The sequence below is a fragment of the Mucilaginibacter roseus genome (assembly GCF_021215455.1).
GTDB classification, from domain to species: domain Bacteria; phylum Bacteroidota; class Bacteroidia; order Sphingobacteriales; family Sphingobacteriaceae; genus Mucilaginibacter; species Mucilaginibacter roseus.
Genome location: NZ_JAJPWV010000004.1, coordinates 387538 through 405726 on the forward strand (window position 1 = coordinate 387538; position 18189 = coordinate 405726).

An 18189-nucleotide genomic window follows, 5' to 3' on the forward strand; every position below is an offset into this window, starting at 1 on the left:
CTTAGTAGTTAGTCAATCAAAAGTATAAAATTTAGCGGGTATACTTAAGCCTGCGCGCATAATGTTGAAAAATAGCAAATATCAACACTATTGCCAATGGCAGCCCCAAATTTATTACTTGCCAGTAGGTTTTTTGCCCTCTTACCAATGCGCGGTTTAGCAGGCGCAGTTGTATCTCCTTACCGCGCAGTTCAATAAGACCGGAATCATCCGTCAGGTAATCTACCGCATTGAGCAGCAGGTTTTTGTTGCCATAGGTTTGGCGGGTATAATGATCATATCCCAGCGGATAGGGCGAGCCATCGGTAGCCACCTGGTTTTTAAACAGGTCGCCATCGCTAAAAACCATCATTTTGGTTGCTTTGCTTTCAGGCAACACGGTAAAATGTTCCGCCCCCTCGGGTACCGGGCGGTTACGGAAGCTTGAGGCAAATTTGCCTTCGAGCAATACACCCGTAATTTTCGGTTCACTATAGAACGCCTTAGGGTCAGGCTCCTGCTCCAAAGCCTGTAATGATAGCATGTGCGGCGCGGTAAGCTTTTTGGCGTATGGCGATGTGGTAAGCAATATGATTTTGTTGATATTTTTTACCGCAATGGTATCAATGCTACTGGCAAACTGACCGCTGATGCCATCCACATTTTTTACTACCGGATGTTTTGATTGCGGGATAAAAACCGGGTAAAACAGCCACGGCGCCAGTTGTATCTGCGCCTGCCCACCAACGTTACCCGCTGCTACAGGTATCTGCGAGCAACTCATGTCAGCTATCAGATCGGCATTTATGCGGATGCCATAACGAAAAAGCTGATCGTCCAGGTTGAGTTTTTTAGGGAAAGCCAGTTGCTCGCCGCCTTTGCCGCGCAGGCTATCCAACTCGGCGCTCACTTGGTCGATAGTCCATAGCACGCGGCCACCATTCATGATGTACTGATCGAGTTTAAACTTTTCGGCCTCGGTAAACGGCGCGTCGGGTTTAGGTATAACCAGCAGGCTCAGTTTCTTTAAGCTATCAAACGGAATGCTTTTCAGGTCAACGCGGCCAACTAAAAATCCATCGGACAGGGAGCGCAGCGCGTCATTTAGTTGAACATTATTTAACTCATTATGCCCCTCTGTAAACCCTACGCGCGGTTTGCCACCGCTTGTCGCTTTTTTGATGGCTGATGTAAACGCGTACTCTAAATTCTGAATAGAGTTGTTTAACACTTCATCCGGCGATAGCCCGATACGTGTTTGCAGCAGCTTAACAGGTATTTCCTTTCCGCCCGCAGTAACCATAGCCGCCGGAAATATCATTTTTTGCGACAGGCCATCATCCGTTTTTACACTCAGGTTGGTAGGCTCAATGCCCCTGTCCTGAAAGCTTGTAATAGCTGTATTTTGCTCTTCGGTACTTAAGCCCGCTAAGGGATCAACAAAATCAAATTCAAGCTTACCATGGCTGTATGATTGCAGGTCGCTTAGTATATCCTTTGTGGCGCGTTGCAGGCGTTTAAACCCGCCCGGAAAGTTATCGCCCTCTAAAAATATGGTAACTTTTACCGGCGCAGCCAGGCTATCCATTAAATTCTCGCTTACCGGCGACAGGGTGAAGCGCTTCTCTTTAGTAAAATCAAACCGGGTAAACATTTTGGTTGATATTACAGCAACGGCAAACAGCACGCCCAAAACACTCAGCAATGCAGTGCCTGTAATTCTTTTTTGTTGTTGTTTTATAAGCATCACCATGGTAAGCCATAAAAACAAACCGGTAAGAACAACAAAATAAGCCAGGTCTCGGGTATCTAAAACGCCACGGCTAACCGACTCGTAATGTTCCGCGATACCCAGGCTTTGTATATCGGTGCTCTGCAATGATAATAAGCGGCTTAATGAATCAAACCCGCTGAAGAAAAAATAACTCAGAAAAACAGCTATGGTGAAAGCGATGATCTGGTTTTTACTAATAGATGAAGCAAAGAGGCCAATAGCGACGAATACACCGCCCAGTAAAAACAGGCCTATATAAGAGCCGATTACTGCGCCCGTATCAATATTGCCCTCGGTTGCACCAAGTGTATACACCGAATAATAATAAACCAGTGTTGGCAGCAGCGCAAACAACACCAGCAGTAAACACGCGAAGTACTTACCCAGTACAATTTGCAAATGCGTTAACGGGCGGGTGAGCAGCAGCTCAAAAGTTCCTTCGCGGCGCTCTTCGGCCAGTGAGCGCATGGTGATGGCCGGTATTAAGAACATGAACAGGAAGGGTGCCGTATTGAACAAGCTCTCTAAACTGGCATAACCATATTCCAATATGCTTGAGTCAGGGAATACCCATAAAAACAAGCCCATCACCAGCAAAAAAACGCCAATAGTAATGTAGGCTACGAGTGAACTTAAATAGGATGATATTTCTTTTTTAAAAACCGGGTACACGCTGCAATTGCTTAATGGCCGAAATTACAATTAATTTATTTTAATGCCGATTAGATAAAACTCAAACAAAAAAGCTCCGCAGAGTTCGTCTGCGAAGCTTTATACTATTAAAAAATTGTTTTGTTAGAAGGCGTAACCAACTGATATAGTAAAAGCACGCGTTTTTATTGAACCACCATCTCCATCGATAATGCTGCTCAAACCTAAATCATAACCAACATTCAAAAGGAAGCCATCTTCCAATTTGTAGCCGGCCAAAGCACCTACACCAACGTTGAGCCTTTTAAGGCCACCATCGCCAAACTCAATATCTTCGCTCATATTAGCTTCACCGGCACCGCTTAATTTAGTTTTACCGGATAAACCGTAGCCAAGAAAAGGACCTGCACCTATAAAAAATTTGCCGGTACCTGTAGGAGCACTGTAGATAGCGTTTACAGGTAATTGTAAATAATTAAGTGTTGTTTTATAAGATGCATCACCTTCGGATTCTTTTGAACCTAATTGAGTGAATAACAAAGCTGGTTGAACCGAAAAAGTTTCTGATACGGCAACATCAGCAAATAAACCTGCATGGAACGAGGTTAATGTACCGCTTGAAATAGTTTCTTCACCGCCTGAAGCTGAAAGTTTTGCCAGGTTTAAACCGCCTTTAATACCAAATGATACCGGTTTGCTGGTTTGTGCGAATGAGCTGAATGCAGCTCCTGTTAGTACTACTAACGCAAGTAATGTTTTTTTCATTGTAGTTGAATGTTTAAAATTTAAGTTGTTTTTCGGAGCCAAAAGTAGAATTATTTTTGAATATCAAATCTGCCTGTTTCTTAATAAGCAACCCGGGCCGGCAAACCGATACTTTATGGTAATCCTTATTTTTAACTCAGCAACATAGACATTGCTTAGCGCGAAAGGTTACATCCAACTATATAATAAAAATGTAACTTATTAAAAATCAGCAATAAAATTATTATTCGTTAATTTTATAAACACATCTTCGAGCGAAGAATTGCCGTTTTGTTCCTTTAGGGATTGCAAGTTATTATCAGCAACAATTTTTCCTTTATTGATAATGACAACCTTATTACATACCGCTTCCACCTCTTGCATAATATGCGTTGAAAGGATAATAGTTTTGCTTTTGCCAAGCTCGGTGATCAACTGCCTGATGCCAATGAGCTGATTGGGGTCGAGGCCGGTAGTAGGTTCATCCAGTATCAGCACTTCCGGGTTGTGTAATATGGCTTGCGCCAACCCAACACGCTGACGGTAACCTTTGGATAGCTGGCCTATCTTTTTGTGCTGCTCTACGCTCAGGCCGGTTTGCTCAATTACCTCGTCAATACGTTTTTGAGGTAAGGCTATTTTGTGAATGCCTGCAATAAAGTTCAGCGACTCCTTTACATACATATCGGTATACAGTGGGTTATTTTCGGGCAGGTAGCCTATATGCCGCCTAACTTCAAGCGATTGTTTGGCCACATCAAACCCGCATACCTCGGCCGTGCCTGATGTTTGGGGTATAAAGCCGGTAAGTATCTTCATGGTAGTTGATTTGCCCGCGCCATTAGGCCCCAAAAAACCCAGCACGCCCTTATCAGCCGAAAATGAAATACCATCAACCGCCTTCTGGCTGCCATAAACTTTGGTAAGTGCTGATACGCGGATACTCATGATGGCGGTAAATATACGGGTTTAGGGGAAAGGTGAAAGGCGAAAGCACTTTTCATTTCGAACAAGGCACAATGAAATTACTCAATTTAATTTCCCAGCTCCTCTTATAAAAAACAGAGCTAAAAACAAAGCACAAACCGTTAATTACCTGAAATTCCGGCATCAGAAATGCCCGGAGTAGCACAAGCCTTGCTAACACACACCCTTTAACCGGGCAGGGCGTAGCCGGCGATTTTTGTTTCTTTTGATCGCTCAAAAGAAATTCAGGACAGGTAATAAACTATTGAATGCAATACTTTTAGCATTATACCATTTACCTTTTGCCTTTCGCCTTAAATTGTATCTTTGCCCTGTTATGAGTAAAGCAACCGACGAACTTTTTAAGAACGTAATATCACACGCTAAGGAGTACGGTTTTGTATTCCAGTCGAGCGAAATATATGATGGCCTGAGCGCCGTTTATGACTATGGGCAAAACGGCTCGGAGTTAAAAAACAACATCAAAACTTACTGGTGGAAAGCCATGGTGCAAATGCACGAAAATATTGTAGGCATTGATGCCGCCATATTCATGCACCCTACCACCTGGAAAGCCAGCGGACACGTTGACGGCTTTAGCGACCCGATGATCGATAACAAGGATTCGAAAAAACGCTACCGTGCCGATCAGTTACTGGAAGACCGTATTGCTAAATACGAAAATGAAGGTAAAACCGACAAGGCCGCCGCTTTACAAACCGCGATGGACGATGCCCTAAAAGCTGAAGATCTATCTCGCCTTAAAGAATTAATTATTGAGCAGGAAATTGCCTGCCCGGTAAGCGGTACGCGTAATTGGACGGACGTTCGTCAGTTCAACCTGATGTTCAGCACGCAGGTTGGCGCTATTGCTGATGAGTCGGACACGATATACTTACGCCCCGAAACCGCACAGGGTATTTTTGTGAACTACCTGAACGTGCAGAAATCAGGCCGTATGAAGATCCCATTCGGTATCGCTCAGATAGGTAAAGCTTTCCGTAACGAGGTGATCGCGCGTCAGTTCATCATCCGTATGCGTGAGTTTGAGCAGATGGAGATGCAGTTCTTTGTTCGCCCGGGCACACAAAAAGAGTGGTTTAACCAATGGAAAGAGGCCCGCCTTAAATGGCACCTTGCCCTGGGTACCGCTCCTGAAAAATATCGCTATCACGAGCACACCAAATTAGCGCATTATGCTGATGCCGCGTATGATATTGAATACAATTTCCCATTCGGCTTTAAAGAGGTGGAAGGCATACACAGCCGCACAGATTTTGACCTCAGCCAGCACCAACAGTACTCAGGCAAAAAAATGCAATATTTTGACCCGGAGGTTGACCCTGAAACAGGCAAACCTTTTGGTAATTACATCCCTTACGTTATTGAAACTTCGATAGGTTTAGACAGGATGTTTCTGCTTACGCTAATCAACGCTTACGAGGAAGAAGACCTGAGCACCGACGAGAAACAGGATAGCCGCACCGTATTGCGCCTGCCGCCTGTACTGGCACCGGTTAAGGCCGCTATATTCCCGCTTACCAAAAAAGACGGCCTGCCTGAAAAAGCCCGCGAAATTATGGATAAGCTGAAACTGGATTTCAATGTTCAGTACGAGGAAAAGGATGCTATAGGTAAACGATACCGCCGTCAGGATGCCATTGGTACACCGTTCTGTATCACAGTTGACCACCAGACATTGGAAGACAACACCGTAACCATACGCTACCGCGATACCATGCAACAGGAACGCGTAGCTACCGATCAGTTAGAAAAGATCATCGGTGATATGGTGAGCTGGAAAACGGTATTGAAATAGTTAGCCTCACTCCAGCCCTCTCCTGGAGGAGAGGGAGCTAAGACAACCTCCGTCATTGCGAGGTTGTTATAAAACAGAGAACGCCGGATAGTTAATCACTACCCGGCGTTTTTTATTTAGGCTATTCTATTTAAAAGCCTAAACCTAAGCTAAATGCTTTATAGTTACCTGCAAGCGTTGCGCCTGCTGTTGCAGCGCCGGTTGTAAGGTTAATGCTATAAACTTTGGTAGTACCACCAACGTTAAGCAATGCGTAAGCCGTGCCGCTGGTGCTCCCTATATCAAAGCCGCTGTTGGCAGTTGCAGTTACACCCAGTGTGCCAACGCTAACCAATGTACCATTGTTAGGTGGATCTTGTTTATATAATGTATTGTTTTGTGTGTCGATATCAAACAGCACAGTTGATGTTGCACCTGCAAAGTTGCTGGTATAAGCCGCAGCCGTAACTGACGGACTGCCCGGCGATAGCTGCCCGTCAGCAAATGCAACAGCACCAGTTTCAGGGTGCAAACGCAGGTTTTGGCCGGTGTTGCTTACTACGCGTATTCTGTCAACCGTAGGGTTAAAATCAAACCCGAACTGTGTGCCTGAGAGTAAGGTAGTAAACGGTGCAGTGCCTACCACTGCCGCTGCTCCGGATGATAAATTGATGGTATATAATCTGTTTGAACTTCCTAAGGCATACAACTGTCCATTTAACGGACGAAAATCAATACCCAGAATATTCTCGCCACCTGCTATGCCTGTAATGGCTTTAGCAACCGGGCTTGGGCTCATCGGGTTGAATATTACCAACTCGTTGGCCTCGCTTACAGCATAAGCAACCGGCTCGGTAGGTATGGCCAGGCCGGTAACCGCTCCTGTAAAATCGTTTTGAATTTTAGTAGCCCTGCCGGTCGTTATGTTAATGCTGTACAAACTGGTTTTACCTCCTACGGTTAAAGCAGCCAACGCAGCCTTACCATCCGGACTAATATCAAAACCGCCGGCTTGCTCAACGTTTACACCAAGGCTGCCAATTTCAACCAGTTTACCGTCGTTTGGTGGGTCTTGTTTGTATAGTTTATCATTAGCAACGTCTATCACAAAAAGTTCGGTAGTGGTTGCGCCTGCTTTGTTTTGCGTATACGCCGCGGCGGTTACGCTTGCGTTGGCTGCCCCATTAAGCGTACCATCCGTAAAAGCAACCGCGCCGGTTTCAGGGTGCAGGCGCAAGTTTTGGCCGCTTGAAGTAACCAGGCGAATCCTGTCAACGGTCGGGTTAAAATCAAAGCCAACGGCTGTGCCGTTAATGGCTGGGGTAAATGCGGCTGTACCGATAGCGCGTGCCGCTCCGCTTTGCGTATTAATTATATAAATGCGGCTGGTGCTGCCCACACCATAAAGCTCGCCGGTAGCGGGCCTGAAATCGATACCCAACAGCGTTTCATTATTTTGCAGCCCGGTAATACTGGTCGTTTTTGTGGCTGCTGATGGATTTTTTGCATTAAAACTTACCAACGTGTTATTTGACGTTAAGGCATATGCTGCCAGGTCGGGGCCGGTTATCGAGCCCTCTACAGAATTATCAATATCGTTATCCTTGGAGCACGATGAAGTGATCAGTAAAATCGCGGCAGCACATACCATGGCCACCCTTTGTAAATAAAGGTTAAATGTTTTCATTTTTTTTGAAAGATAGATTATGAAATAGATGAAGTGCGGCACCTTGCCGCGTTTAAAACGTTTAGCTGTTTATGCTAATGCCATCCGGAGGCGGTATGGCTATTTTTTGGTAATAAGTAGCTTTGTAATTGCCTTTATAAATAGTACAATGTTCAATGTAATTATTAAAAAGCGTACTACTTGCGGTATAGTATAAGGGGCGGATAAATTCCTTTTCGGGTGATGAGTTGTTTTCGGATTTTTTATCGCTGTCATCATCAGCATTTGAGGCAAGCTCTTTATCAGCCGAAGCTGATGCAATAAATACGGGCGCAGTTACCTTAAATCCTATTAAAAGGACGAAAAGTAAGCCTGCTGCTATACGTAAATATAATTTGCTATAGATTAATGCTGCTCTCACGTTAATGTTTAACAACCGGTAGATTGTTGCTTCAATTACGTGCAGTGTACAGCATCAGTTTTTAAAGAAATTCGATTAGAGCCAGACAGAGTAAGGAATTTTTAAAAACGCAGATTTTTACCCTTACTTGTTAGAAAGTTATTAGAAATGAGGCTATTTTGGTTAAATAGCCTCATTCTGTTATATTATTTCAGGCTCCTGCTGACTGAGGCAATGGAAGCTGCCCAAACCCCAGATAATGTCGGTAGAATCAACACCCACTACCTTACGGTCAGGGAAGCACTGGGTGAGTATGTCTAATGCCTTATCATCATTAGCGCAACGGTATGTTGGTACCACCACGGCAGCGTTGCCAATATAGAAATTAGCGTATGATGCCGGCAAACGCTGGTCGTCATAAATCACCGGATCAGGCATTGGCAGTTCTACAATATTCAGTTGCTTGCCATTGATCAACCGCATGGTTTTAAGGGCTTGCAGATTCTCCTGCAAAATATGGTAGTTCTCGTCGCTTTTGTTCTCTTCAACAACGGTAACTACAGTATCTTCATTTACAAAACGGGTAATGTCATCAATGTGGCCATCGGTATCATCACCAATAATGCCATCGCCCAGCCAAAGCACCTGCTCTACACCGTAATAGTTTTGCAGGTAGCCTTCAATTTGCTGCTGGTTTAAATGCGGGTTACGGTTTTGGTTTAACAAGCAAGCCCTTGTAGTAAGCACCGTGCCCTTACCGTTAAAATCAACCGAGCCACCTTCCATTACTATGCCCGGATGGTAAACCGGCAGATTGTAATATTCGGCAATGCGGGTAGGTATCACGTCGTCCAGATCATACGGAGGATATTTATCGCCCCAGGCATTATAGCCCCAATCAACTACCACCTTTTGTTTAGTTTCGGGATTGATCAAAAAAGCCGGACCATGATCACGGCACCAGGCATCGTTAGTAGGGAATTCAAAAAATTCTATCTTGCTCAAATCAGCACCTATCAAAGTAAGTTGCTGCTGTGCAAAAGCTTCCATCTCTTTATTCACCACATTGATGCGCACCATCTCCCCTACCGCTATCTCCTTGATAAACTCGCAGTAACGATGATAGATCATCTGTATCTTACCCGGCCAGGATGCTTCCTTATGCGGCCAGCTTAGCCATGTAGCCACATGTGGTGCCCACTCGGCGGGGAAGGAAAAGCCGGAGGCTTTTAAGTCGATAGTCGATGGTCGATAGTCCATAGTAGTATTATAAAGTATTTCTTAATGTAGTGATCATTTTGCATAAGGACTGATATTCATCATATAACCTATCAAAACTCTCTTCTGATATCAAATTTCTCTTTTTAGCGATAAACTAAACACGACACAACTTCGATAGCCGAGCGCAAAGCATAACTTAAAAAATTCTTAAAAACAGCATTGGTTTGTCCTGTACAACCTTCAGCAATATTAAGCACTACTGAATCGGCGGCTCGCTTAATCTGTGCAGTTAATATAAAAAGCTCTTCTTTAGAAAATAGCTTAGTTAATTTATCAATTTCCACAGTAAGGTCAAGCGCTCTTTGCCAAACCTGTAAACTCTCAAACTTAAACGGCATACTATGGTCTATCGACTATGGTCTATGGACTAACTAATCCTCATCAATAAGCCTTTTCGTTATCGGCTGATAGGTTTCAATCCTTCTATCGCGCAGGAACGGCCAGTGGCTGCGGTAGTAATCTGATTGTTCAAGATTAAGCTCGTGTACGGTCACTTCTTCATCATGGTGTGACGCCTGGTATATCAGTGCACCAAACGGATTTGATACAAATGAGCCGCCCCAGAATTTCAGGCCGGCTTCTTCGCCAACCCTGTTTACGCTTACGACGTGCACACCGTTGGCTACCGAATGCGAGCGCTGGATGGTTTGCCAGGCGTTGTATTGATCGGTATTGGTAATATCGTCCTGCGTTGATGCCCAGCCGATTGCGGTTGGATAGAATAATATTTCGGCACCCATTAATGCGGTAATACGGGCAGCTTCGGGATACCATTGATCCCAACAGATGAGCACACCTATTTTAGCATATTTTGTATTGAACACTTTGTAACCCAGGTCGCCTGGGGTAAAGTAAAATTTTTCGTAAAAACCCGGATCATCCGGAATATGCATTTTGCGGTATTTACCTAAATAAGCACCATCAGCGTCAATAACAGCGGTAGTGTTATGGTAAACACCCTGCGCGCGCTTCTCAAACAATGAGGCAATAACCACCACATTCAATTCAGCAGCAACAGCGGAAATAGCCTCGGTTGACGGGCCGGGAATAGCCTCGGCCAGTTTAAAATTGTCGTAATCCTCTACATCACAAAAATACAGCGATGTAAAAAGCTCCTGTAAACAAACTATCTGGGCGCCTTTGGCCGCGGCCTCACGCACTTTAACAATAGCTTTGTCAAGATTCTGCTGCTTATCGGCAACACAACTCATTTGTACTATACCAACTTTAACTTTGCTCATCCCTTTAAATTTTGCGCAAAAATACGCTTTTAATATTAACCTGTGTGTCAAAAACCAAGCCTAAATGTTACACCCCTATCAGGAATACTAAAAACAAAATGCACTGATTTTATTAGCTTTGCAGTAATGACAAATATGCCAGATGCTCCTGCGCCAAAAACAGGAAAACAAAAGCTGTGGGATGCCACTAAACTGATCATCAAGATAGCCGTAACATCGGCGTTGTTATATTATGTATTCAGCAAGGTGCCTATCGAAAAAGTGAAGTACCGTTTGCTGCACGCCAATTACTGGTGGATGGCGGTGGCATTATTAACCTTTTTTGCCTCGATGGTGGTTTCGGCGTGGCGGCTGTTAAGCTTTTTTAAGTCGATAAACCTGCGGTTAGATCCACGCTTTAATATGCGCCTGTATATGCTGGGCTTATTCTATAATTTTTTGCTGCCGGGCGGTATAGGCGGCGATGGTTATAAAATATGGCTACTGAACAAGCGCTATAAATTACCGGCTAAGAAAATGTTTTGGGCCATATTGTTCGACAGGCTGAGCGGTTTGTGGGCTATAGGCTTTATTATATGTACGCTTATCATCTTTATTCCGCAGATTGACGTGCACCTGGCTATACCGGGCGGTATATTTTTAGCTGGTACAGCCATTTACTATTTTGTGGCCTACAAATTCTTCCGCGAGTATACCCAATACTTTTTCCAGGCACATGCCAAAGCTATATTAGTACAAGGCTTACAGGTGCTGTGCATCATATTCGTATTGTTAGGCCAGGATTTTGACGGCAAATTCGCACCATACCTGTTATCGTTTCTGGTATCGGCATTAGCGGCCGTGGTACCTATTACCATTGGCGGCGCAGGCGCTCGCGAAACCATTTTTACCCAGCTATCCGGCATCTTCAATATGGATGTTGGCCTGGCTGTATTTTTAAGTATATCATTCTATATAATATCGTTGTTAGTTGCGCTTACCGGCGTTTACTATGTGATACGCACCAGTCGCTTAGAAGAGGGTTTGCCAAGCATTGAGGAACACGACGAACCAGAGGAAGCAAAACCAGCAACAAACTGATCTGCCACATGAACATTATTATTACCGGTGCCAGCAGCGGCGTAGGCTTTGAAGCCGTAATTGAACTTATTACATCTGGCAAGCACAAAGTAATGGCCATTGCCCGTTCGCAGGATAAGTTACAACGCCTGTTTGAAATATCGCGCAGCATAAATCCTGATTGCGTTTTATACCCCATCGTGTTTGATTTGGTTAGCGATGATCCGGCTGCGTTGCTGCAATTCATCGGCACGCATATGGATAACCGTGTGGATGCCCTGATCAATAACGCAGGAGTGCTCATCAACAAACCTTTTAAAGAACTGGAAGAAATTGATTTTGTGGATATGCTGCAAAGCAATTACCTGAGCCATGTACGCATTTCTCAAGCTTTATTGGGTGTGATGCCTGCCGGAAGCCACATTGTAAATATAGGCAGCATGGGCGGCTACCAAGGCAGCGCCAAGTTTGCAGGCCTGTCAGCTTACTCGGCAAGCAAGGCGGCATTACATGTATTTACCGAATGCCTTGCGCAGGAACTTATCGAACAGCAGATCAGCGTTAACTGCCTGGCCTTAGGCTCCGCACAAACCGAGATGCTGGAGAAGGCTTTTCCGGGTTATCAATCGCCGGTAATGGCTTTTGAGATGGGTAAGTATATTGCCGATTTTGCCCTTACAGGTCATAAGTTTTTTAACGGGAAGATACTGCCAGTAGCGCTCACAACACCGTAACTAACGATTATTAAACTCCTGCCCTTCGGGTATCTTATACTTGCGGCTGCTTAACAGTCCCAGACTCATAATAACGCTTGTTGAGAGGATAACGATGAACAACAAACCCGTATCTATCTGCGGTAGCTGCAATTTTTCGGGCAGGTTATAAAACAGCAGCACACTGATCAGTCCGCGGGGCACCAATACCAGCTCGGGCATCATATCCGTTTTTAGGGCCAGCTTGATGTATAAAAACCGGATAAGATAGATGGATATGATGACCAGGACACCCAATATCAACAATCCTAAATCATTAAACTGGTGGATATTCATGGTAAAGCCGAACAATACAAAGAAGAACGTCCGCATTAAAAACGCGCTCTCTGCTGATAGCTGAAGTAGTTGCTTCAATTCGTGCCCCAACGCAGGGTATAAAAAGTTACGCCTAAACCAGGGGAAGTGTATCTGGCTGGCGTTGTTCAGGAATAAGCCAAACGCCAGCACGACAATAAGTGCTGATAAATGATAGGATTGCCCAACCGCGTAAACCAATATGATAATGGATATGATGAGGAAAAACTTTACGTGATGGGTGATATTTTTGATCAGGTATAGCAATAATAAGCACGACGCCACGGCAAACAGCAGGATAAGCAGCAACTCCACCCCTAAACTACCAAAGGCCGTAAAGTTGAACGACTTGTTACCCAGCATGAAGTTGAAGAACACGATAGTGAGTATATCAGAAAACGATGATTCGTAGATGATAAACTCCTTTTTATCCTTTGGCAAGCCGGCTGCCGAAGGTATCGCGATAGCCGAACTTACCACGCAAAAAGGAATAGCATTCACAATACAACGGTATATGCTCGCGCCGGAGATGTAATGAAATATGGTGGTAATCACCGCTGTTGTAGCCAACAAAATACATAATGCCGACAGGAATGACCGTTTAATAACGATGTTTTTTTCCGGTGTATACTTAAGTTCGAGTGCTCCTTCAAATACAATCAGTATTAAACCTAATGTGCCTAAAGCAGGTAATATGCGGCTAAAGTCGGGCGCAGTCCAGCTAAAGTAATCAACAACCTGCCTGATGGCAATACCTAAAAAAAGCAACAGCAGTACCGACGGCAATTTGGTTTTGCCGGCAATAAGGTCGAACAGGTATGAAAAGATAACCAGTCCGCACAATATCATCAAGGTGGTATAAGTACTCAAATCGCTTTATTTAATAGTTACAAATTTAACTAACGGCAGCCATTACAAAATGTTTATCTGGCGGTAAAGCCTCAAAGTAAAATAAAGCGAATGTAAGTTTTGTAACGATAACGCAAAAATTACCTGCCCGGCCCGTACATGTTTTTAAAACTTTGTATGTTTGATATTCCATCACTACTTATTGCCCATGAAGCGTTTTTGCTTATTTACCGCCGCCCTTTCCATAGCAGTTTTGCTAACTGCTGCCACTAATGAAGACTTTTTACTGGCCGAAAACTTTTTTTTGCACAAAGGCGATAAGCTGAGCGTGCGCATGTTTAAGGCCGATGTATCATCAACCGATGATGATTACGAAACGCCTGAAGCTAAAGATGCGAAATTCGCTCTTTACGAGGGTTCAAAAAAAATATCGCTAACAACCGTTGCAAACGATACTGTAGTTACTATTAAGGATTACGAGGTAGAGAATGGCGGCCTGGCTTTGCTGCAACTCAGCCAATCAGCAACACAGGAGATTGACCGCGAAACCTTCCTGAAACACCTGGAGGCTGATGGCAATGAAGAATCGGTTAAAAAAGCCAAGAGCTTTCATACCATGAACGTGCGCGAAAAATATAACCGGTCAATGAAAACATTGGTAATGGTTGATAAGCCATCAGGCAGCGTACAAGAAAAATTAGTGGGCGATGAATTTGAGATTACCCTGAAAGGCAATCCGTATAAAATGAACTACGGCGACGATGTGACTGCCATTATTTATTATCAAAATAAGCCTGTAGAGTCGGCACCGATCAAACTTTATGTTAAAACACCTAAAGGCACTATATATCCTGAAAATTTAATATCCGACGCTAAAGGACAGGTATTTTTCAAGCTAAGCCGCGAGGGTATTTACATGCTGCGCGCAACTCGTACCGATGTTGCCGCCAGCGGAAAAGATGCCGACTTTGAAACCTGGTGGACCTCATACACCTTCGCCTTCAGCAGCGCTAACGAGTTACCGAATACTTATAAAGAGTTTGGATTTGGCAATAAACACTAACGGTCTTACTCGGGTAACATATCCAAATCAAAACGAGGCTTGATAGAATAGGTAAGCTGCACCAGCCCGGTATCATAAACATGGCTGTTTATGAGATTTAACTCTAAGCGTTCTGTCAACTCCTTAAATAGCGGTGTACCCGCTCCAAGCACTATGGGATGTACTGAGAGTAGTAGTTCATTCACATAATTTTTAGCGAGCAGTTGTGCCAAAAGGTTGGCGCCGCCAAACAGCCAGATGTTTTTACCTTCGGCGTGGCGAATGGCATCAATACGTTCAATAAAATTTTCCGAGCGGATAATCTCGGCATTACCTTCCGCACCGGTCAACGTATCCGAAAATATGTAGAGCAATTTATCAGGCCAGGGATTGCCGTACTCCTGCAAAATCTCATAGCTTTTACGCCCAATAAACACCGCGTCAGTATCAGCTGTAAATGCTTCCATGCCATAGTCCTGATCGGTGAAGCACCAATCATACTCGCCGTTTGGCCCTTCAATAAATCCGTCGAGGCTAACCGCTACATTTAATATTATTTTACGCATGAATTCTTAATTGAGATCATTTTTGCCCCGCTCCTGCCATTGCTTGCTGAATGATTTTTCGGCAACGTTTGGTAGATCGCGATAGTGACCCCAGGTTTTCTTGAACAGCAATTTTATGAAACGGTTTTTCATCCCGCCGCCAAAAAAGTCGACCAGTTTGCGGCTCAGTATCCCTTTCTTCCAGATCATCCATCCCCATTTTTCAGCTTTGGTTACCTTATCCTCTTTTACCGCGTCGCGGCGGTTAAGCAGCAGCATTTTGTGGATATCGATCTTTACCGGGCATACCTCGGTACATTTGCCGCAAAGACTTGAGGCATAGCTAAGGTGCTTAAAATCTTCCATCCCCTTGGTATGCGGCGTAATCACCGAGCCTATTGGCCCGCTGTATGTGGTTTGATAACTGTGGCCGCCAATATTTTTATAAACCGGGCAGGCATTGAGACACGCCCCGCAGCGTATGCAGTATAAGCCCTGGCGCTGATCCTTCTGCGCAAGCAGGTTGGTGCGTCCGTTATCTAACAAAATAACATACATTTCTTCCGGGCCATCCGTTTCATCAGGCTGGCGGGGTCCGCTTAGTATGGTATTATATACCGTAAGGTTTTGCCCGGTGCCGTGGGTGGCCAGCATGGGCCAAAACAGGTCGAGATCAACCAGTGACGGAATGATCTTTTCGATACCTACAACCGCTATATGTATTTTAGGGAATGAGGTGCTTAGCCGGGCGTTACCTTCGTTTTCGCTAAGGGCAATACTCCCGCTATCGGCAATCAAAAAGTTACCGCCTGTTATGCCGGCATCGGCCTGTAAATACTTGTCGCGCAGCAACTCGCGCGCTTTTTGGGTAAGCTGTTCGGGAGTAGCATCTATGGGGGTACCAAAGTGCTTATTAAACAGCTGCGCAATATTCTCTTTGGATAGGTGCATAGCCGGGGTAACAATATGATAAGGTGGCTGACCGAGCAATTGTACAATGTATTCTCCCAGATCAGTCTCCAGGCTCTCAATCTGATTTTGCTCCAGAAACTCGTTCAGGTGGATCTCTTCCGTAACCATTGATTTTGATTTGACAATGGTTTTGGCACCTGCCTTTCGCAGTATGTTCAATATCTCGCGGTTAGCTTCTTCAGCATCATTAGCCCATATTACTTTGCCACCCCTGCGCTGAAAGTTGGCCTCAAACTCGGGCAATAACTTGTCCAGGTTCTCCATAGCCTTCCATTTAATCAGATGGCCTTTCTTCTTCGCGGTGTCCAGATTTATTAAGCGCGACAAACCCCGGTCAACCGCGGCATCATACTTACCAATATTGTAATTGATTATATTACGATGGGCTGCATCAAACGCCTTATCCTCAGCAGCAATCAAAAATTCATCGGCAGTGTTACCCATAAAAGCTAAAGTAGTGTTTTTTATAAAAACGAAAAGGGATGAGTTTTAATCATCCCTTTTCAATTTATTAACAATGGCTGATTTAGCCCTATTAACTATTTTACGCCTTGTTCTGTTTTAACATCAACCGCAGGGCGTTCGGCACGGTTGGCTAACTCCCATGCGGTGTAGTACACCAAATGACTGCGTTTAACCAACAGCGGGAAGTTGATTTTGCTTACTTCATCGCCAGGCTGGTGGTAATCGGCATGTACACCATTAAAGTAGAATATGATCGGCACGTTATAACGCGCGAAGTTATAATGATCTGAACGGTAGTAGAAACGATTAGGATCGTTCGGATCGTCATACTTGTAATCCAGTTTCATCTGCGTGTAAGTATTGTTAGCCTCTTCCCCAATTTTGTGTAGGGTAGTGCTTAGCATGTTTGAGCCGATTGAATATACATAGTTAGCAGAATCAGGCTTACCGATATACTCCTCACCTACGCGGCCAATCATATCAATGTTCAAATCGGCAATGGTATTCGCCAACGGGAATACAGGATGGTCTGAATAATATTCAGAACCTAACAAACCTTTTTCTTCGCCAACGTTACCCAAGAAAAGGATACTGCGTTTAGGGCCCTTACCGGCTTTTTTAGCCATGCTGAACGCACGCGCCAGTTCAAGCATACCGGTAGTTCCTGAACCATCATCATCAGCACCGTTATTTATCTTGTCAGTTTTGGTGCTGCCTTCGGGCTCAATACCGATGTGGTCATAGTGCGCTGAGATCACCAATACCTCATTTTTTAATTTAGCGTCAGAACCCGGCAGGTAACCTAATACGTCAACCGCCTTCACCGCTTTTTCTTCAGTGCTATAGCTAACCTCAACAGGAGTTTTTACCACCTGGGTTTTAGGTGCGCCGGTTGCATCTATCTCCTCCTTTAATTGGGTATAGGTTTTTCCTGTGCTTTTTAACAGGGCGTTGGCCATATCAGCCGTAATATTAATTACGACAGAACCATTGGCTGCCTGGGCAGCACCTTCTTTTTTAATACCCATACGTGGCGCTAAAATGCTTGAGCCAAAACGTTGCAGGTTACTTGCCACAATCGGGTTAACGGCAAAAATTAAGGCAGGTTTTTTAGCCTGTAGTGCTTGAATACGTTTACCACGACTAATACTCCACTGTGAACGGGTAGCCGTACCGGTAATTAATGATACCCCGCTTTTCATCGGCTCACCATCATTTACTACCAATATTACCTTACCGGCAATATCAACGCCTTTCAGGTCGTCATATTTTTCATCTGTTATACCATAACCAACAAATACAATATCAGCGGCTTTAACAGTGTTTGCAGGCGCGGCCGTTAGCGAGTAAAAATCTTTACCATTGGTAAAAGTGCTGCCGCCTATCGCTATAGGATTTACTTTGAATGAACTTTCGGTAAGCGGCACATCTAAAAAGTATGAACCCTTAACCGGGCCTTGCAAACCTAATTTTTTAAACTCGTTGGCGATGTAATTTGCAGCCTTATCAGCGCCCGGCTTGCCGGTTTCACGGCCTTCATACTCGTCAGACGCAAGTATAGAAAGGTGTTTTGTAGCATCCTCAACCGTAATGTATTTCGCGAACTTTACCGCGTTCGGATCTTTTTGGGCGTAGCTGCATGAGGCTGCCGCTATCGCCAGAAATAATAATGGAACTCTTTTCATTAAAA

General features: G+C 44.4%; 16 protein-coding genes. 4 read left to right on the forward strand and 12 right to left on the reverse strand.

Translation table 11 applies throughout. The annotated features are described in order from the left end of the window. Positions 1-31: 31 nt before the first annotated feature. From gldG to LT679_RS15035, 3 genes are all read right to left on the reverse strand, one after another. Positions 32-2425, reverse strand: coding sequence for a gliding motility-associated ABC transporter substrate-binding protein GldG (gene gldG, locus LT679_RS15025; protein WP_232178421.1), 2394 nt, complete (start codon positions 2423-2425; stop codon positions 32-34). Positions 2426-2548: 123 nt separating this feature from the next. Then, complete coding sequence (locus LT679_RS15030; protein WP_232178422.1) at positions 2549-3169, reverse strand: porin family protein; 621 nt, start codon at positions 3167-3169, stop codon at positions 2549-2551. A 201-nt stretch (positions 3170-3370) separates the two neighbouring features. After that, positions 3371-4096 carry an ATP-binding cassette domain-containing protein gene (locus LT679_RS15035; protein ID WP_232178423.1) on the reverse strand — a complete coding sequence of 242 codons (726 nt, stop codon included), beginning with the start codon at positions 4094-4096 and terminating at the stop codon, positions 3371-3373. Between the two features lie 355 nt (positions 4097-4451). On the opposite strand from LT679_RS15035, the gene LT679_RS15040 reads away from it, so the two are divergent. Further along, complete coding sequence (locus LT679_RS15040; RefSeq protein WP_232178424.1) at positions 4452-5933, forward strand: glycine--tRNA ligase; 1482 nt, start codon at positions 4452-4454, stop codon at positions 5931-5933. Positions 5934-6063: 130 nt separating this feature from the next. On the opposite strand, the gene LT679_RS15045 is transcribed toward LT679_RS15040, so the two are convergent. The 5 genes from LT679_RS15045 to LT679_RS15065 form a co-directional block, all read right to left on the reverse strand. Further along, positions 6064-7599 (reverse strand): DUF4394 domain-containing protein, encoded by a 1536-nt coding sequence (locus LT679_RS15045; protein ID WP_232178425.1) that lies wholly within the window; start codon positions 7597-7599, stop codon positions 6064-6066. Between the two features lie 61 nt (positions 7600-7660). After that, entirely contained in the window at positions 7661-7999 is a 339-nt protein-coding gene (locus tag LT679_RS15050; protein ID WP_232178426.1) for a hypothetical protein, read from the reverse strand. A 180-nt stretch (positions 8000-8179) separates the two neighbouring features. Continuing rightward, the gene (locus LT679_RS15055) at positions 8180-9238 is read right to left on the reverse strand and encodes an agmatine deiminase family protein (RefSeq protein WP_232178427.1); all 1059 of its coding nucleotides are present in this window, start codon (positions 9236-9238) and stop codon (positions 8180-8182) included. Between the two features lie 104 nt (positions 9239-9342). Next, positions 9343-9543, reverse strand: a complete 201-nt coding sequence (locus tag LT679_RS15060; protein WP_232178428.1) for a four helix bundle protein — start codon at positions 9541-9543, stop codon at positions 9343-9345. A gap of 87 nt (positions 9544-9630) precedes the next feature. Continuing rightward, on the reverse strand, positions 9631-10500 hold the full coding sequence (locus LT679_RS15065; RefSeq protein WP_232178429.1) for a carbon-nitrogen hydrolase: 870 nt from the start codon (positions 10498-10500) through the stop codon (positions 9631-9633). A gap of 126 nt (positions 10501-10626) precedes the next feature. Between LT679_RS15065 and LT679_RS15070 the strand changes: the two genes are divergently transcribed. Both LT679_RS15070 and LT679_RS15075 read left to right on the forward strand, forming a co-directional pair. After that, positions 10627-11580, forward strand: a complete 954-nt coding sequence (locus LT679_RS15070; protein ID WP_232178430.1) for a lysylphosphatidylglycerol synthase transmembrane domain-containing protein — start codon at positions 10627-10629, stop codon at positions 11578-11580. An 8-nt stretch (positions 11581-11588) separates the two neighbouring features. Beyond that, the gene (locus tag LT679_RS15075; protein ID WP_232178431.1) at positions 11589-12293 is read left to right on the forward strand and encodes an SDR family NAD(P)-dependent oxidoreductase; all 705 of its coding nucleotides are present in this window, start codon (positions 11589-11591) and stop codon (positions 12291-12293) included. Here the strand turns inward: LT679_RS15075 and LT679_RS15080 are convergent, their stop codons facing one another. Continuing rightward, positions 12294-13496, reverse strand: a complete 1203-nt coding sequence (locus tag LT679_RS15080) for a cation:proton antiporter domain-containing protein (RefSeq protein ID WP_232178432.1) — start codon at positions 13494-13496, stop codon at positions 12294-12296. It abuts the gene before it with no gap. A gap of 187 nt (positions 13497-13683) precedes the next feature. Here LT679_RS15080 and LT679_RS15085 point away from each other — a divergent pair, with 187 nt between their 5' ends. Next, entirely contained in the window at positions 13684-14538 is an 855-nt protein-coding gene (locus tag LT679_RS15085; protein ID WP_232178433.1) for a DUF4198 domain-containing protein, read from the forward strand. 5 nt (positions 14539-14543) lie between these two features. On the opposite strand, the gene LT679_RS15090 is transcribed toward LT679_RS15085, so the two are convergent. From LT679_RS15090 to LT679_RS15100, 3 genes are all read right to left on the reverse strand, one after another. Continuing rightward, positions 14544-15083: a dihydrofolate reductase family protein gene (locus tag LT679_RS15090; protein WP_232178434.1), complete on the reverse strand. Its 540-nt coding sequence runs from the start codon at positions 15081-15083 to the stop codon at positions 14544-14546. A 6-nt stretch (positions 15084-15089) separates the two neighbouring features. Continuing rightward, positions 15090-16478, reverse strand: a complete 1389-nt coding sequence (locus tag LT679_RS15095; protein WP_232178435.1) for a LutB/LldF family L-lactate oxidation iron-sulfur protein — start codon at positions 16476-16478, stop codon at positions 15090-15092. A 95-nt stretch (positions 16479-16573) separates the two neighbouring features. After that, positions 16574-18184: a M28 family peptidase gene (locus LT679_RS15100; RefSeq protein ID WP_232178436.1), complete on the reverse strand. Its 1611-nt coding sequence runs from the start codon at positions 18182-18184 to the stop codon at positions 16574-16576. Positions 18185-18189 lie beyond the last annotated feature (5 nt).

What these genes read in the sequence shown, in the direction of transcription:
- LT679_RS15030 (WP_232178422.1), bottom strand. Translation starts at nt 3,169, where the DNA reads ATGAAAAAAACATTACTTGCGTTAGTAGTACTAACAGGAGCTGCATTC.
- LT679_RS15035 (WP_232178423.1), bottom strand. Translation starts at nt 4,096, where the DNA reads ATGAGTATCCGCGTATCAGCACTTACCAAAGTTTATGGCAGCCAGAAG.
- LT679_RS15040 (WP_232178424.1), top strand. Translation starts at nt 4,452, where the DNA reads ATGAGTAAAGCAACCGACGAACTTTTTAAGAACGTAATATCACACGCT.
- LT679_RS15045 (WP_232178425.1), bottom strand. Translation starts at nt 7,599, where the DNA reads ATGAAAACATTTAACCTTTATTTACAAAGGGTGGCCATGGTATGTGCT.
- LT679_RS15055 (WP_232178427.1), bottom strand. Translation starts at nt 9,238, where the DNA reads ATGGACTATCGACCATCGACTATCGACTTAAAAGCCTCCGGCTTTTCC.
- LT679_RS15065 (WP_232178429.1), bottom strand. Translation starts at nt 10,500, where the DNA reads ATGAGCAAAGTTAAAGTTGGTATAGTACAAATGAGTTGTGTTGCCGAT.
- LT679_RS15070 (WP_232178430.1), top strand. Translation starts at nt 10,627, where the DNA reads ATGACAAATATGCCAGATGCTCCTGCGCCAAAAACAGGAAAACAAAAG.
- LT679_RS15075 (WP_232178431.1), top strand. Translation starts at nt 11,589, where the DNA reads ATGAACATTATTATTACCGGTGCCAGCAGCGGCGTAGGCTTTGAAGCC.
- LT679_RS15085 (WP_232178433.1), top strand. Translation starts at nt 13,684, where the DNA reads ATGAAGCGTTTTTGCTTATTTACCGCCGCCCTTTCCATAGCAGTTTTG.
- LT679_RS15090 (WP_232178434.1), bottom strand. Translation starts at nt 15,083, where the DNA reads ATGCGTAAAATAATATTAAATGTAGCGGTTAGCCTCGACGGATTTATT.
- LT679_RS15095 (WP_232178435.1), bottom strand. Translation starts at nt 16,478, where the DNA reads ATGGGTAACACTGCCGATGAATTTTTGATTGCTGCTGAGGATAAGGCG.
- LT679_RS15100 (WP_232178436.1), bottom strand. Translation starts at nt 18,184, where the DNA reads ATGAAAAGAGTTCCATTATTATTTCTGGCGATAGCGGCAGCCTCATGC.